This is a genomic window from Microcystis sp. LE18-22.4A (assembly GCF_027531105.1).
Classification (GTDB): Bacteria; Cyanobacteriota; Cyanobacteriia; order Cyanobacteriales; family Microcystaceae; genus Microcystis; species Microcystis aeruginosa.
This window is the reverse complement of sequence record NZ_JAPZRB010000246.1, coordinates 1-15,529: the sequence shown is the minus strand read 5'-3', so window position 1 is coordinate 15,529 and position 15,529 is coordinate 1. Positions and strand designations below refer to the sequence as shown.

10 protein-coding genes, 1 tRNA gene, 1 other RNA gene and 2 pseudogenes are annotated in these 15,529 nt (G+C 41.9%); 3 read left to right on the top strand and 11 right to left on the bottom strand.

The window, feature by feature from the left end; translation table 11 throughout:
- Window positions 1-596: transposase (locus O9295_RS11420; protein ID WP_288033009.1), on the top strand; the 596-nt coding region annotated here is incomplete at its 5' end.
- Window positions 597-866: 270 nt separating this feature from the next.
- Here O9295_RS11420 and O9295_RS11415 read toward each other — a convergent pair.
- From O9295_RS11415 to ssrA, 5 genes are all read right to left on the bottom strand, one after another.
- The gene (locus O9295_RS11415; RefSeq protein WP_288033008.1) at window positions 867-1,847 is read right to left on the bottom strand and encodes a class I SAM-dependent methyltransferase; all 981 of its coding nucleotides are present in this window, start codon (window positions 1,845-1,847) and stop codon (window positions 867-869) included.
- Window positions 1,848-1,912: 65 nt separating this feature from the next.
- Window positions 1,913-3,238: a rhamnosyltransferase WsaF family glycosyltransferase gene (locus O9295_RS11410; protein ID WP_288033007.1), complete on the bottom strand. Its 1,326-nt coding sequence runs from the start codon at window positions 3,236-3,238 to the stop codon at window positions 1,913-1,915.
- A gap of 280 nt (window positions 3,239-3,518) precedes the next feature.
- Window positions 3,519-4,496 (bottom strand): glycosyltransferase, encoded by a 978-nt coding sequence (locus O9295_RS11405; protein ID WP_288033006.1) that lies wholly within the window; start codon window positions 4,494-4,496, stop codon window positions 3,519-3,521.
- Between the two features lie 329 nt (window positions 4,497-4,825).
- Window positions 4,826-5,992, bottom strand: coding sequence for a pyridoxal phosphate-dependent aminotransferase (locus tag O9295_RS11400; RefSeq protein WP_288033005.1), 1,167 nt, complete (start codon window positions 5,990-5,992; stop codon window positions 4,826-4,828).
- Between the two features lie 9 nt (window positions 5,993-6,001).
- Window positions 6,002-6,392: a transfer-messenger RNA gene (gene ssrA, locus O9295_RS11395) on the bottom strand.
- Window positions 6,393-7,303: 911 nt separating this feature from the next.
- Here ssrA and O9295_RS11390 point away from each other — a divergent pair.
- Entirely contained in the window at window positions 7,304-8,983 is a 1,680-nt protein-coding gene (locus O9295_RS11390) for a WD40 domain-containing protein (protein WP_288033004.1), read from the top strand.
- Window positions 8,984-9,087: 104 nt separating this feature from the next.
- Here O9295_RS11390 and O9295_RS11385 read toward each other — a convergent pair whose 3' ends face one another.
- From O9295_RS11385 to O9295_RS11365, 4 genes and pseudogenes are all read right to left on the bottom strand, one after another.
- Window positions 9,088-10,368 carry an HhoA/HhoB/HtrA family serine endopeptidase gene (locus tag O9295_RS11385; RefSeq protein ID WP_288033003.1) on the bottom strand — a complete coding sequence of 427 codons (1,281 nt, stop codon included), beginning with the start codon at window positions 10,366-10,368 and terminating at the stop codon, window positions 9,088-9,090.
- 247 nt (window positions 10,369-10,615) lie between these two features.
- Window positions 10,616-11,351: pseudogene (locus O9295_RS11380) on the bottom strand (IS1 family transposase); the annotation flags it as partial.
- Between the two features lie 449 nt (window positions 11,352-11,800).
- A tRNA-Leu gene (locus O9295_RS11370) sits at window positions 11,801-11,882 on the bottom strand.
- 54 nt (window positions 11,883-11,936) lie between these two features.
- Window positions 11,937-12,617: a nucleoside phosphorylase-I family protein gene (locus O9295_RS11365; RefSeq protein WP_147071991.1), complete on the bottom strand. Its 681-nt coding sequence runs from the start codon at window positions 12,615-12,617 to the stop codon at window positions 11,937-11,939.
- Window positions 12,618-12,740: 123 nt separating this feature from the next.
- Between O9295_RS11365 and O9295_RS11360 the strand changes: the two genes are divergently transcribed.
- Window positions 12,741-13,796, top strand: a complete 1,056-nt coding sequence (locus O9295_RS11360; RefSeq protein ID WP_288033002.1) for an ABC transporter ATP-binding protein — start codon at window positions 12,741-12,743, stop codon at window positions 13,794-13,796.
- A 175-nt stretch (window positions 13,797-13,971) separates the two neighbouring features.
- Here the strand turns inward: O9295_RS11360 and rimK are convergent, their stop codons facing one another.
- A complete protein-coding gene (gene rimK / locus O9295_RS11355; RefSeq protein ID WP_147071995.1) occupies window positions 13,972-14,877 on the bottom strand; it encodes a 30S ribosomal protein S6--L-glutamate ligase in 906 nt (301 codons plus the stop codon).
- Between the two features lie 168 nt (window positions 14,878-15,045).
- Window positions 15,046-15,316 (bottom strand): annotated as a pseudogene (locus O9295_RS11350) (RNA-guided endonuclease TnpB family protein); the annotation flags it as partial.
- Between the last annotated feature and the right edge of the window lie 213 nt (window positions 15,317-15,529).

Sequence of the window (15,529 nt, the reverse complement as noted above, 5' to 3'; positions counted from 1 at the left end):
GCATAGACCTTTGGTTGCCCTATAAAAATTTGGTGAAAGAATTGATGCCATCGGCCGAGGTAGTCGCCGATAGATTCCATGTCATGAAACAAATTAATCAAGAGTTAGACGAACAGAGAAGAGCGGAAAAAAGAGCCGTAGAAGCGCAAAAAAATAAAAAACAGAAAGCGGAAAAAGAAGCGAAGCTAGAAGTTTTAAAGCGAAGTAAATATAGCCGGTTAAAAAATGAAGAAGATTTAACGGAACCCCAAAAAATTAAACTAGAAGCTATCAAAGAAAAATTGCCAAATTTGAAAAAGATGCAGGAATTAAAGGAAGAATTCAGAAAGATTTATGAAACCTCAAAGAATCCGACAGAGGGACTGCTATCCATCTCGGAATGGTTGGCAAAATCCTCCAGTGTTTTTACCAAGAGTTGTCAAACAATCCGAAACTGGTTTGGAGAAATCATTAGTTATTTCGAGCGAAGGACAACGAATGGGATGGTCGAGGGAATCAACAATAAACTTAAACTAATAAAACGGAGAGCCTATGGCTTTAGAAACTTTCGGAATTTTTGGGTTAGAAGTATGTTGTCTTGGCATCTTGTCTGTTGATTTAGCATAAAGAGTAACGAAGAGCCATTTAAATGAATCAACCCTAGATGTCGGGGGGGTTGGGGGGGCCACACCCTGCCCCCAGGAAAAACTTTTTCAGCAAGCCCTAAATAATAGTCATAAGGAGGAAAATGTCGCCAACCATAATCCCATGCACCAATGTTAAATCCTGTATTTTCTCGTATTAAATACTTGACTTTTTGGCTATCTAATTTAGGGTATGGCTGGCGGAATGTCGGTTATATTGGTTTTTTCCATTGTTTAACTTTTTCAGGGTTTATATAGATAGAAGCAAGCCTGATCTCCTCGGTGTTCTTGATTTAGCTCTTTCGCCTTACGCTTAAAGGATTCAATCTCCTCAGATGAAAAGTTCACAGAATTACTTTCTCTCAAGGGAATATCTTTTAAATATTGTTCGCTCGCCCAAAATTGAAATTCGTTCGAGTCATAAACGATATGGCTGAGTTGAAAGCCTGTCTTCTCGCATAATACTTGAATACTGTCAGGTGTGTGTAAAAAGAAATGACGAGGTGCATCCAGTTGTACCCAATTGACTTGATATTTTTCCCAAGCCCAAGAGGACACAACTGGAATTCTCAGCAATAAATACCTCTGAGGATTGAGCAAACGATATAGTTGTTTGAAAACCTCATAAGGTTCAGCCATATGCTCGAAGCTATGATGTAACGTGATAAAATCAAACTGTTTCTCTATATTCTTTAATTCTTTGTTATAGATTGTCACTCCCTCTAATAAGGTGTTCCGAGGAGCGTAAGGTTCAACACCTGTTAGATTAGAAAAACCTTGTTCCCTCAAATAATACAGCAAGGAGCCGACCCCACAGCCGACATCCAAAATTGCTGAATTGATACCGATATTTATCCTTTTGAAGTCCCCGATCCAATCCCAACCCGACCAAACAGGAGCGTTACCGATAGCAGTATATGAAGATACCAGTTTTCCCACAATATTAGGAGATTCTAGAAGATACTTAGTTCTCTGAAGTTTTAACCAACTTTTTAAGCTTCTATCTTTCTTGTCCAAAATGTTCTTCGGTTTGCCCCAATAATTACTTGGATAATACTTTTCCATGTTGTCGGGAATTTCTTTTATCTGAAGACAACCACAGTGAGAACATTGGAAATATTCAAAATTGTCTCGATAGCCGAACATCATTTCTTTGACAGTATAAGTGCGGTTATCGTCGCCGTTTTGACAGACTCTACACTTTAGCTGATCGAAATTACTCATAGATAAAGACCCCCCCAGAATACCATCATTTACATTGTATGACAAAATTCTTCCAAAAACTACCCTCAATCTTGAAAGATATCATAAGTTTTTAAAATTTCATGAATATCTTTAACAAAGGGAAAAGGGTCACTATCTGAAAGATAATCATCGAGACGAGATTTGCCTAACCAACCTCTACCTGGATCTTCTATGAATTTCTGACATAAGATAACAAGTTCACTGGCGATATATTCAGGGTAGAATAATTCAAATGGGACGGAGGTAATATTTTCGTGCCACAGAGAAAGGTTTTTATTCTCAAAATCATTGGTAATGACTTGCATCCCGGAATGAGCCATTTCTAGCGGAGGGTAACTCGGATGGGGAGAAACCATTAATGAGATTCCTATCGCAGAATTAGCAAGAGTGACAGCATAATCCTCTAAGCTTAACTTACCTAAGCTTTTAATCACTAGATTGTCATTAATTGGGATGTCAGGGTGAGACTCTCCAGCAGAGAGGATTTCCCACTTATTAGCTTCTGGGAATTGTTTCTGCCAAATACGGATACTCTCAACAATTATACTAAAAGCATTTCTGGGAGTTGAAGGCCGACCATAAATTATTATTTTTCGCTCCTTAGTTGTTCCTTTCAGCTTCAGTAAATTATTGAGAAGGACTTTATTAAGTCTCGGTTCAAAACTATATTCATGCTCAAATCTATAGTTTTGTAGATGGAAGTAATCTTGAAGTGTTTTGGTGTTAAAAACTGCGATCATCGGATTTTGACATTCATAAGTGCTACGGGCTAGTGAATATTTACTAGACCAAGGATAAAAGCTAGGTTCAAAATCTTGTATTAGATAAATAATCGGCTTAATAGGCTGATTAAATTCTTGAGACTGCCATATAGTCAAACGCTGTGCTATGTATGCTGTTTGCCAAAAAGTTGTAATAAAAACATCGCCTTTACTCACAGGCAAATTACTACCATATTTTTTAAGTAGCGAGACGATTTGTTTTGAAGCGTTAACATCTTCATCTAAAGAGACAAATTGATAGTGGGAATAGCTGATAATCGTACTACTACTATAATCTCCCATGACTATGATTCGTACATTGTCATAAAAACTAGCTAGTGAGTCCCAAAATTCTAAAGCGGTATTAATCCCACCAAATGCTAACTCTTGGTTAATAGTTGGAATGATTAAATTAAGTCTTGCTCCTGAGATTTTAGAGGGACAAGGAGAAGCAAGAAAGTCAAAATCGCGAAGATAACCTAGATTCTTTTGAGGAGGGTTAATAAACTGCTTAAATCCTCTGTATAGATAGCGCAGACGTCGATGGTTGTCGAGTTTCTCGGCAACAGTCGCTCTTAAGTATTTGAGTAGTTTTGGTTGATCACTCATGATTTAGATATACCATTTAAGATTTTCTGTTACTCTCTTTATTAGATTACACTTCATCTTTAGGAGAAAGGCTGTCAACTATTTTTTACACGAAGGAGAAATAATTGCTCGAGAATTGAATTATGCCTTTGACTTGACAAGGTTGTTTATTTATAGAAAAGGGAGCATCTCATTTATGCAAGTGAGTAATTATACTTGTCCCTAAAACTGGTTTCTAGCAAGGCTTTTAAAATAGCTTGACATAAAACCTGATTTAGGGGTTACAAAGGTGAGATGCTCCCTATAGAAAGTTTATTTTCTGTTTCTGTCTGCCATATTTGAAAACTAAATATCGCTGACTGAACAACCATCTTTTTTCAATTTGACTTAAAGCAGACCATTTTTCGTAGGTAGGAAAAGCCACATCTTCAAAAAAAGATATCCATTGATTTAAAGTGGTTTCAATTGTGTGTTCTTTCGCCCTCTTATAACCGTTTTCAACCATTTTTTGATAAAGTTCTGGAGAACTTTTCAGACGACGAACTGCTTCAATTGCCTCCTCTAGAGAGTGAATAATAAGAAAATCTAACTCTGTCTTTCTTTCTGCTAAAAAGCCTAACTCTGGAGTCAAAAGAGCGGGAACACCAGCGTGCCAAGCATTAATTAGCTTAATAGAACCTTTATTAGGATAATTTCGAGAATCAAAACTACGCGCGGCTACAATCACATCTAGATTAGTATAATTGTTCCATTGAAATTTATCCCAAATCGGCATCCAATGGCAATTGAGAGTAGCCAAAGACTCTGGCCATGCTTCCGACCTTAATTCCGGTGCCAACTGACCCCTGTTGCCAATGTAAGAAATATTCTCCACTAGGGTGTTCCGTTCCCTATCTCTGGGAATTAACCCAGGCATCGGCCAATGACTAATTAGATGGGGGTTCCAAATAGAGTCTTTAGTCTTCTCCCAAGTATACGGATTATAAACAATGTGTAGGTGAGCCGAAGGGTGATATTCTTTGTCGCTTTGGACACAAATTAACATGACCTTATCCAAGAAGGGATAGTCATTATCTAGGGTGTCTCGGTCGGCGATTAAAATTCCTTGCTCTGGGATTTCTCTGGCTATTTCACAGGGAAAGCCAGCTTGTTTAAGATGAAAGTAGGTTTGGGCTATCCAAGCCGTAAAATTGCTAGGATCGCCTGTCCATAGAGTCTGGTCTTCCCTGATATTTTTTTGTCTGATTTCGTCAGGGGCGTAAAAATAGATTGTTCGCATTAATTATATAAGGCCAAAGCATTCTTTGTCCCATAGTTTAGCGCAAAAACGCTTTGCCGTCAATTGTAGCTCAAGAGGTCAGCAATTCTGATTATGGAAACCAGCCAGCCAAACCCCTAGTCTAAAGAAATATATTCGATCGCCTCCTAGGGTGGATAATTAGGAAACAATCCCTTGACCTAGGGAAATAGTACCAGGCTTCGCTTTAAGTAATTGACCGACCACAGCAATAATCGGTGTTTGCACCCCATCCATGGGCAAGAGAAGGTTTTTCATCAGTTGTGGTAAAGTAAAAACCAAGAAAAAAAGCCGGTATTTATTCTTGAAAATCACTGACTAAAATAACGCAGTCCCTTTACCAATCTTTCTACTGCCGTTAAAGCTGTTTCTGGAGATAAAGCACCGTAGGCAAGACGCAAATAACAGCCTTCTGTTATCCCAAAAGTTGAACCGGGTAACACCGCCACCCGCTGCTGCTCAATTAAACTTTTAACTAACTGAAAATCATTCTTGTCTGTGGGAATTTTCAGGAAAAAATAAAAAGCCCCTTCCGCAGTGGCAACATCACAGATATCCCTAATCGATTCTAGAGCATTCAGGCAAATTTCTCTAACTTGACTGATGGTTTTTAACTGTTCTAAAGGATAGCTTTTACCCACCTGTAACGCTCCCAGAGCCGCGTATTGCGAAACCACCGGCGGACAGATTAAAATAGTATCCTGAATCTTATTAATCGCCTCAGATAAATGTTCTGGTACTACCATATAACCAATGCGCCAACTGGCAAAACCGTAGGCTTTTGAGAGACTAAATAAGGAAATAGTCCAGGATTCACTACCAACAATTGCCGCCGGGGAAAAGTGGCGGGCATGGTTATAGGTAAAATACTCATAGGCCTCATCGTGAATGTGATAGATGCCCTTTTTTTGACAGATTCGATTGACTTCTCTCAGGGTATTTTCTGGATAAACTACTCCCGTGGGATTATTAGGAGAAATCGTCACCACTGCCTTAGTTTTTTCCGTGATTGCCTCTTCAATGGCGGCTGGACGCAATTGATAATTTTTGTCTGTGGCAACCAAAATTACTTGACAATTAGCCATTTTTATGGCCATTTCATGATTGAAATAAAAGGGAGTGTTGAGAATAATTTCATCCCCCGGGGAAGTAATGGCTAAAATGGCATTCATAAAAGCCATATTACTGCCCGCCGTCACAAAAATTGCCTGTTTATCGCTGACTTCTACCCGATTATCTTCGGCTAGTTTTTGCTGAATTACTGCTAATAAGGGGGGAATTCCCGCCACAGATTGATATTGATGATTTTTGGGATTGGCTAAGAATAAAGATAGAGATTCGATCGCTTCCCGGGGTGGATCATAGGAAACAACCCCTTGACCTAGGGAAATAGTGCCGGGGTTCGCTTTAATTAATTGACCGACCACGGGAATGATCGGCGTTTGCACCCCGTCCATGCGGGAGAGAAGGTTTTTCATTAAAGTAATCAATGGAGCCGAGCAGAGTCGAACTGCTGTCCAAATTAGGTATTGACTGTCCGTTCATTCACAGGTTTAGTTTCGATTACCCTCGAAACGGGGACTGTCACTTATCCCGGACAGTGGGATGCTCTAGTTAAAGCTTAGACGGTTAACTAACTAGAGAAAGTTAAACGTGGCATCCGTTGGGGGTTGATCCATAGTCCTTAACGGAGTCAAACTATGAATGCTCGAGTCGATTAGAGACTATTAGGCAGCTACAGGAGCGGCTTTACGAGCGAAAGGAACGATGTTGTTCGCATTTACTTTTTGTTTGAGCCTTTGATTTACGAGAGGAGACTCACTCTCGACCTGTATCACGGGGGAGCTTTCGCTAACCTGTCGAAACCGTTACGGCCCCTTGTGCTTACATTCTGATTATAGCATATTTTTTGATTAAGCTAATTTCGGCTCAATTGAGGATTTTTCCCTTCCCAGGCGTTAGAGCCTGGCTAGATCGGTAAAAAAGGTTTTTATCGCTGATTTTTCTGAAATGGCATCGGTATCAAAGAGATAAGCCATCAGGTTCTCTCGTCCCAGATATTATCCAGTTCTTCGGCTAATTCTTCTGAATCTTCCCAATTTTCGGTTAAATTCCCTAACCCTCCCCTAATTATTGATTGCCTCGGTTTGAATTGCCACCTATCAACAATCTATCTCCATACCACAATTTAGCCATTTTGTCAAAAAAAATTTGACTTTGCAACAATACTACACAAAAATTAGATCAACGTTGTTCGGGAAAAAAGGGAGAATTGGCAGAACTGTTTGGTTTTGCCCAAGGGAAAAGTCTAGATTTAGCAAGGGTTTTAAGACAACCCAGACCATTAAAAACCTAAAAATTACAATAAAACCAACCCTAGCATAATGCAAAATTATACCAGAATCGCTGGAAGTATTGCAACCTCGTAAATAAATAAAAATTATTCTCAATAAATTCTTAAGTAAAAATAAATATTACCGATTGTAAATTTAAATATTTTTAAGTATTGAGAGTATTTATATATAAAATACTTATCATTTTGCCCTGATTGCCTCTGACTTGAAAGAGGGTGTAGGGTGTGGGGTGTGGGGTGTAGGGAAGGAAACCTCTTTCATCTGTAGGGGTGAAAATTTTTTCATCGGGACTGACTTGAAAGAGGCGGTCGGCAGGGGGCAGGGGGCAGGGGGCAGGAGGGAAAAGTACCACTTTGGGGAGTCAGTCGTCGATACCAAACTAGGCTAAACTCTATAGGAGAAACCCGATGACTAACTTGATTATTTCGCAAAAATATGGCTAAAAAGCTCGATTTTGTTATTCCCGCCGTCGGTGGAGTCACAGGAGCCAATTTATCTGCTTGTCTGGGAAATATTGGCTTAGTCGGCGGATTTGGCGGTATAAGCGTCGGTTTAGTGGGAATGACGGAGATTGGCATCCTGACAAGTTCGGCAATTTATGCCAGTTTGCAAGGACTAGAAACAAACGATCACAATGTCGGGTTAGCTTTGGGAATAGGAAGCCTTGGCGGAATCGGTATCTACTCTACCTTTGGGGGTGTGGGAGTCGCAGTTAAAGGTACAGCTTTCGGTGTTGGTGTCGGTTCTATGGCGATCGCTGGCGGCCTAGTCGGGTTAGGAATCTACGGAGTGATGAAAATGTTATCTCCCACCTACTCCGACAATAATTTTTATAGCAATCTAGAATTTTTTGATCGCATTACTAGAGAGTACGAAGAAGCTTTATTTTGGCAAGAAGTTACGCGAAAATATGAAAATCTAGAGGCAGAACTACAGGGACTGTTAGAAGAAGTATCTATTCAGGAAAATCAACAGTTATATTCTACAGAAATTACTATTCCAGAGCGTTTATCTTGGCAGTGTTTCCAAACTCTTAAAGGTCATCAGGCAAATATTGGGGCGATCGATGTTAGTCCTGATGGTAAAATTATCGCTAGTGCGGGAGAAGATCAAACGATAAAACTTTGGCAGCGAGAAACGGGTAAATTAATTTATTCCTTTCTGGGAGTTAATGAACCGATCCAAACTCTGGCTATAAGTCCTAACAGTAAATCGATCATTGCTGGTGGATTGGATGGCAGAATTAGTCAGTGGCAATTAGACACTAAGCAGTATAAAAGTAGTTTTTTCGCTCGTGTCAATGCTCCCCATAGTCACGATGGTGTAATTTTACAATTAGCTTTTGCTGCCAATGAAAGATTTATTGTTAGTGCTAGTAACGACAAAACTCTGCGAATCTGGGGTTATCATACAGGAGAATTAAAGCGAACTTTAATCGGTCATGAGGAGGCAGTTAATACCTGTGCTATTAGTCCCGATAGCCAAATTATTGCTAGTGGTAGTGATGATAAAACTATTAAATTATGGCGATTTGATCATAGTTATGCTTATCAAACTTTTATCGGTGACAGGGCAGCCGTTAACAGTTTAGCTTTTAGTAATGATGGTCAATATCTAATTAGTGGTGGTAGTGATAAAACGATTAAAATCTGGGATATAAAGACAGGAGAAATTATTAAAAGTTGGCAGGCACACGAGCAGGCAATTATCAGTATTGCTATTAATCCTCATCGCCATCTAATTGCTAGTGCTTCCCGAACAGAAATTAAAATTTGGCAAGGACAAACAGGAGAATTAATTAAAGTTTTACGGGGAACTGCTCCCTTAAAATTTAGTCATGACAGTCAATTTTTAATTACAGGTAGTTATGGAGGTAAGGTAAAAATATGGTCGGAAATGTTAGGAGAATTAGAAATATTACCCTCAGATTCCGAGGATTGGTGGGAGGTTTTAGATGTTTCTAAGAATGCCAGTTTTCCAGAGGTTAAACAAAGATATTATCAGCTTGTTCGTCAGTATCACCCCGATCACAATTCCTCTGCCATAGCGATTAAAATTATGCAAAAAATTAATCGAGCTTACGAGCGGTTTTTATTTTCTATCTCGCAACAGTAAAATTGTGAGCCTAGGGTCAAGTATTTAACTATCTTTCGATAATATAGAGAGCTTACTAACAAGCTCTCCATGAAGTTTAGGTCTTTTACCACTTATCTTCTAGACTAGGATCTGTTAGCAGTATTCAAGCTACCCACTTGAATATTCAGATTAATTTTTTGTCCTTCTCGGCTAATTTCTACGGGCAAATTATCGCCAATTTGAGTATTAGCAACAATTTCCTGAACCGCATCGGGATCGGTGACATTCTTACCACCTACAGACTTTAACACATCACCCGATCGCAATCCCGCTGCTGCGGCAGGAGAATCTCTCATCACCCGCACTAACAAGACACCAGAATCATCGGGGATAGTCCAATTATCAGCCATAGGACTATCGGCTAATTGTTCTTTTACCTCCGAAGTTAACTGTACCATTTGAACACCGAGATAGGGATGTTCCACCTTACCCGTGGCGATTAATTGTTCGGCGATTCTTTGGGCAGTTTTAATCGGAATAGCAAAACCTAAACCCTGGGCATTTTGAATGATAGCGGTGTTAACTCCGATAACTTCTCCCCGAGCATTTAACAAAGGTCCGCCGGAGTTTCCGGGGTTAATTGCCGCATCGGTTTGCAGGAAATCCACCCGTTTATCACTAGCACCAATTTGGGAGCCATTGCGTTCCTTGGCGCTAATAATCCCCGTGGTGACAGTGTTATCTAATCCCAAAGGATTACCGATAGCGATCGCCCATTCTCCCACCTGTAAACTATCAGAATTACCTAATTTAACCGTGGGTAAATTGCTCGTTTCTACCTGTACCACTGCCACATCAGTTAAAGGATCACTACCTAAAACTTTACCATCGATAGTGCGACCATCTTTGAGGGTAACAGTCACCTTATCTGCTCCCTCGACAACGTGAGCATTGGTGATAATTTTACCGTCATTACTGATAATAAACCCCGAACCTGTACCTCTTTGAACTTGTTTTTCTCCTCGCTCGGGTATTTGGGAACCGAAGAAGCGACGGAAAACAGGATCGTTAGCAAATTCCGAAAAATCACCGCCTCCATTGACTTCCCTAGAAGCATTAATTCTCACCACCGCCGGCCCCACTTCTTGCACCACAGAAGCGACAAAATTGGTAGGAATAACTAGGGTTGAGGGAGCGGCTGCAGCCGGTGTGGAGGGGCGAGGATTATTGGCAGCGGGGGCAATATTTTGGGCTAATTCTAGAGGATTTTGGCTGTAGGCGTAGGTGGCCCCGATACCTAACCCGGCACCCAAAACCAGTAAGGAGGAATAGGCAAAAAGTTTTTTCATCGCAGAAGATTTGGAGCGTTTGGGATTACCTTCGTTGATCGGGGAGATATTATCGTTAAAAATATTGTGAGTCATAGTTTTTATTGTTTAACCATTCTGAGAAGGGAATAAAAGTCAGTCCTAATAATCGTGGGTGTGAGAGGAGTGTTTCGGAAAACGGCTTGGGACTGACTATCTCTAATTTAGGTGGGGGATATGAACTTACTGTGACGCAGACATGAACTTTTGATTGCAAGGTCATTATCCTAGTGGATAGACAGATAGAAAGATAGAGGGTGGTGATTCGGTAGTAGTGATGGCGGCTTAATCCTTTGCTTTGCTGTGCATTGTAGTCATGGATAAAATACCAAAGGGCTCCCCAACGTGATTCTCCATTTTGTTAGAGAAAGATAGACTCTCTCTCACCAGCCGAGAAATCCTTTGTCGAAAGGTATTATTTAATCTTTCAATAGGATTAGTTTGACCAGTTTCTTGACCGACTGGTCGATGACGTTTACTGGGAATTACTGTCTTATAGGACTCCCAAAAGTCTGTGTAAGTAACAGCACATTGTCGGTAAACACCGGGTAAACTGGCCCCAAAGTTTTTTGGCTGATTGACGACTCCTATCTCCGCACATAGCAACCAATAATTTCTCTTGTCTTTCTATCAATTAACCGCCAAATATAAACCTTTATCGTCTTAGAAAAAACAAAAGACCACATCTCATCACATTTTATAACCAATTTACCTTTTGGTTTGTCAGAAACCTTTACTTGACGGGAGACAGCCGCCAGTTTATTGTTGACATAATGTTGTAAACATGACCAACTTACCCCTGTTACTCTCGCAATTACTCGCAAGAAAATTCGTTCGAGCAAGAGTTTATCAATTAATTGTTTGGTTTCGTCAGAGACGGTTTTATTAGTGGGATTGATCACCAACGGTTGACCACACTCTTTACATTGACGTTTGGGTTTTCCCTTAGGAATAGAACCATTATTGATAGTATGGTGAGAACCACAATTAGGACAGGGGAATAGAGGTGAAGGGGGGACTTTGTTCGGTGCTAGACTGATATTTGAGTAAGCCAGACAGGAGCCAGAAAAAGATATTTATTAGAAAAGTCATGATCAAGCTAGAGGTTTAAAGACTGAGCGGGTTCCAATTATTTTTATTAATAAATATTTGACACAATTCATACCAGGTAAGCAAGAGAGCTACGCCACTACTACCGAATCATTACCGAAAATCAATCTGTGCGGGAAAAGATAGCCGAGCTTGAGAGGAATGCCGAGCAATAGGAAACGCGCGCAGCGCATCGACTCGGAAGGTCAAGAACTTCACCTCAACAAGTTTCGACTGTGACGCTCGAACCTTCCGCTTTGTCGAGAAAGATGGGACGATTACCGTTAGTACCACGGGGAAAAGAGCGACTCCCCCGCTAACCCTACGGGTGTAACGGGGGCATCCTGCCGACATTCAAGGTGACCAGGACAATTCTTGTCGGAGGGCAGATAAAAGTTTATGCGGATGGCGAGACTCGAACTCGCAAGGCGTAAGCCACACGCCCCTCAAACGTGCGTGTCTACCAGTTCCACCACATCCGCTTGATTTTAGCCTAACCACTATAGCACAGAAAAAAAATAATCTGCAAGCAACTTTTAAAAATTACTGCCGCACAACTTTCGCACCACCTGAGTTAGTACGGATAAACCTTTTAGGGAACCTTGAATCAAATGGAAGGCCGGGATGGGACGGATTAACATTTGTCGAGCTAGGGGCAATGGTAGCAGCTGACCTTGATTATCAATTGCCGGGGCTAAATCGGGTAAATCCTGCGTCACCTCGTCGCTAATCACGCGCACAATTGCCACTTTTTGCCCCGATAAAGCCGCTAAAATCCTTGCTCCTTCCATATCGACCACCTCATAGCCCCCCTGTCCTAAACGTCGTTTTTCCTCGGACTGGCTAATCAGGCGATCGCTGGTTAAACCTTTAACGAGGCTATATCCGGTTAATTGGGCGATTTCTGCGGTTATTTCTGGTTCGCACTGCCAATAATTCCCCTTTTCTAGGCCACAACCTTGATAGATTACCCCATCTCCGACTCGATAGCGATCGCTGAGACTGCCCGCTAATCCCATCAGCACAATTTTTCCTTTGAGCTTATTAAGAAATTCTAGAGATAGCTTAGAGGCTGGGGAACTGTCGAGGAATTCTGGAGCGCCAAGGTTAATCGGGATAATTTGCGGGGCTAAATCGCCGATGTTTCTTAATCCTCGACGGATTGAGCTATGCTCGGCTCCCCGGGGAACGAGAATAATATCTTCAGGTGTGAGCATGAAATTTTTGAGAAAGTTTCCTAATTAGTCCCTTGAGATGTTATAAACAATAATAGTGAACTAATTAGGAATAATTCTTAAGTAAATAGCCCCGCCACTGACTGGGCGATTGTCTTTCCCACCATGAAAAAGTCTGTCATTCTGCGTTTATCCGAGGTTAACAAGCGTTTTCCCGCTTCTACTAATCTAGCTGTCGATAATATCAGTTTTAGTTTAACAGAGGGCGAAATTCTCGGATTATTGGGTCCGTCGGGCTGCGGTAAAACCACTCTACTCCGGATGATTGCGGGATTTGAAAAACCATCTCAAGGAGTGATTGAATTGGGAGGGCGAATAGTTGCCGACGAAAAAACCTTTATTCCCCCGGAAAAACGCAATACGGGCATGGTTTTTCAGGATTACGCTCTTTTTCCCCATTTAACCATTGCTGAAAATATCGCCTTCGGGTTAAAAAATTCTGGGGAGAAATTATCGACCAAAGCTATTAACGCTAGGGGGGCGGAAACTTTGGATTTAGTCGGACTGCAAGGACTAGAAAAACGTTATCCCCATCAGCTATCGGGAGGACAACAGCAAAGAGTCGCCCTCGCCCGCGCTTTAGCCCCAAAACCCTCTTTAATCCTCTTAGATGAACCTTTAAGTAATCTCGATGTGCAGGTACGGCAACGGTTACGGCACGAGATCCGTCATATCCTGAAAGCGACCGGTATCTCGGCCATTTTTGTCACCCACGACCGGGAGGAAGCAATGGTGATCAGTGACACAATTGCAGTCATTTGTCAAGGAAAATTAGAACAAATTAACAATCCTGAAGCAATTTATAGTCATCCGGCCTCGCGATTCGTGGCTGAGTTTGTTACCCAAGCGAATTTTCTCCCCGCTAGACGGGAGGGGGAACAATGGCAAACCGAGATAGGAGTCTGGGAAATTGCCGATGGTCAAGATTTGGACAAAGGGGAATTGATGCTGAGAGAGGAAGATGTCAAAATTAAACCGGATGAGACGGGAGCTCTGGTTATTTGCGATCGCCAATTTTTAGGGCGGGAATACCGTTATTGTCTGCTAACGGCCACCGGCAGCCAAATCCACGCTAGAACAACGATTAACACCCAATTAGACATCGGTACAAAGGTAAAACTATCGATTATTCCCGATAGCGTCCGTGTATTTGCCGACTGATAACTGATACTAAATCCTGTTTCAGGGGTGTGGGGTGTAGGGTGTGGGGTGTGGGGAGATTTTTTTCAGTAAAAAGGCAGCTCCGAGCTTATCGCTTAATACTATTGACTGAAAACTCACATCTGATAACTGATAACTGATAACTGATAACTGATAACTGATCCAAGGCTGACGGCTAATATTGATATCGATCGCGATTTAGGACTAGGGTGGCATTTTTAGCGACAAAATCAATAATTTTTTTAGCCACATCCACACCGGTGGCCGCTTCTATTCCTTCCAAACCGGGAGAGGAATTCACCTCGATAACCACAGGCCCGTGATTGGACCGTAATAAGTCCACACCCGCAACCCGTAAACCCATGGCTTTAGTGGCCCGTATGGCCGTACTGCGTTCCTCCGGGGTTAATTTTACCTTTTCTGCCTTACCACCGCGGTGAAGATTAGAACGAAAATCCCCTTCGGCCCCCTGTCGCTTCATCGAGGCCACCACTTTTCCATCGATGACAAAACAGCGCAGATCTGCCCCACTGGCCTCTTTAATATATTCCTGTACTAGGATATTAGCTTCTAATTGCCGAAAAGCTTCAATAACTGACTTGGCTGCTTGATCGGTTTCCGCTAAGACTACCCCAATACCTTGGGTTCCTTCTAATAATTTAATCACTAGAGGGGTGCCGCCGACGGTTTCGATTAAACCATCGATATCTTGAGTTGCGTGGGCAATTCCCGTCACAGGTAAACCGATCCCTTCCCGAGCGAGGATTTGCAGACAACGCAATTTATCCCGCGACCGAGAAATTGCTTGCGAGTCGTTGGTAGTAAAAACATTCATCACCTCGAATTGTCGGACGACTGCGGTTCCATAGAAGGTTTTTGAGGCGGCAATGCGGGGAATAATTGCGTCGAAACTCTCCAAGGGTTTACCGTTATAGACAACCGTGGGTTTATGGGAGGTGATGTTCATGTAACAGCGCAAATAATTGATCACTCGTACCTCATGGCCTTGGCCTTCTCCCGCTTCTTTCAGTCGCTTGGTCGAGTAAAGAGAAGCGTCTTGCGATAAAATAGCGATTTTCATAAATTTTCGCTTAAATATTGCTTTTAAAACTGAATAGCTCGTTATTCCCCCATATTGGCTTTTTTGGCCGGCAACTCATAAAATTTCTGCTCTCGATCGAAGTCCATCGATTATTATGGCGCTGACAGTTCCCCCTGAACAGTTAGGTTAATTGACATACTCCCACCGTCAAGCTACGCTGTGACGGGGGATTCTTTCCACATCGCTGTTAGAAATTCCTTGTTCAACGAGACAGCTTAGATTCTCAATGTCTCCACTGAAAATCCAGAGGCCGGACTCTTCCCCCCTTGCCCCCCCCGCCCCCCCCGATGTCGGGGGGCAGGGGGGGTGGGGGGTTTGGGTCGGTTTCTGTTTGCCCAACAGTACCGTTGAGATGATTTCCCAAATATTGCCACCCTTTTTTAAGAATGTTGATGGCTGCATTATGATCCCTATCTAGGGCTTGCTGAATAAATCTAAAAACCTTGTTGGGTAAGACTTTTAGACTTTTTGTCAATCAAAAAGTACCAGTTGTGGGAGAGATAGGGGGAAAATTCTGGGACTTTTTCTCTGAAAATTAGGTAATTGACCAGATGAGAATCGGTAAAACCCTACACCCCACACCCCACACCCCACACCCTGTCCCCACGAAAAACTTTTTCAGCAGACCCTA

Excerpts from the sequence above, each read along its gene's own strand:
- O9295_RS11415 (WP_288033008.1), bottom strand. The coding sequence starts at position 1,847 with ATGAGTAATTTCGATCAGCTAAAGTGTAGAGTCTGTCAAAACGGCGAC.
- O9295_RS11410 (WP_288033007.1), bottom strand. The coding sequence starts at position 3,238 with ATGAGTGATCAACCAAAACTACTCAAATACTTAAGAGCGACTGTTGCC.
- O9295_RS11405 (WP_288033006.1), bottom strand. The coding sequence starts at position 4,496 with ATGCGAACAATCTATTTTTACGCCCCTGACGAAATCAGACAAAAAAAT.
- O9295_RS11400 (WP_288033005.1), bottom strand. The coding sequence starts at position 5,992 with ATGAAAAACCTTCTCTCCCGCATGGACGGGGTGCAAACGCCGATCATT.
- O9295_RS11390 (WP_288033004.1), top strand. The coding sequence starts at position 7,304 with ATGGCTAAAAAGCTCGATTTTGTTATTCCCGCCGTCGGTGGAGTCACA.
- O9295_RS11385 (WP_288033003.1), bottom strand. The coding sequence starts at position 10,368 with ATGACTCACAATATTTTTAACGATAATATCTCCCCGATCAACGAAGGT.
- O9295_RS11365 (WP_147071991.1), bottom strand. The coding sequence starts at position 12,617 with ATGCTCACACCTGAAGATATTATTCTCGTTCCCCGGGGAGCCGAGCAT.
- O9295_RS11360 (WP_288033002.1), top strand. The coding sequence starts at position 12,741 with ATGAAAAAGTCTGTCATTCTGCGTTTATCCGAGGTTAACAAGCGTTTT.
- rimK (WP_147071995.1), bottom strand. The coding sequence starts at position 14,877 with ATGAAAATCGCTATTTTATCGCAAGACGCTTCTCTTTACTCGACCAAG.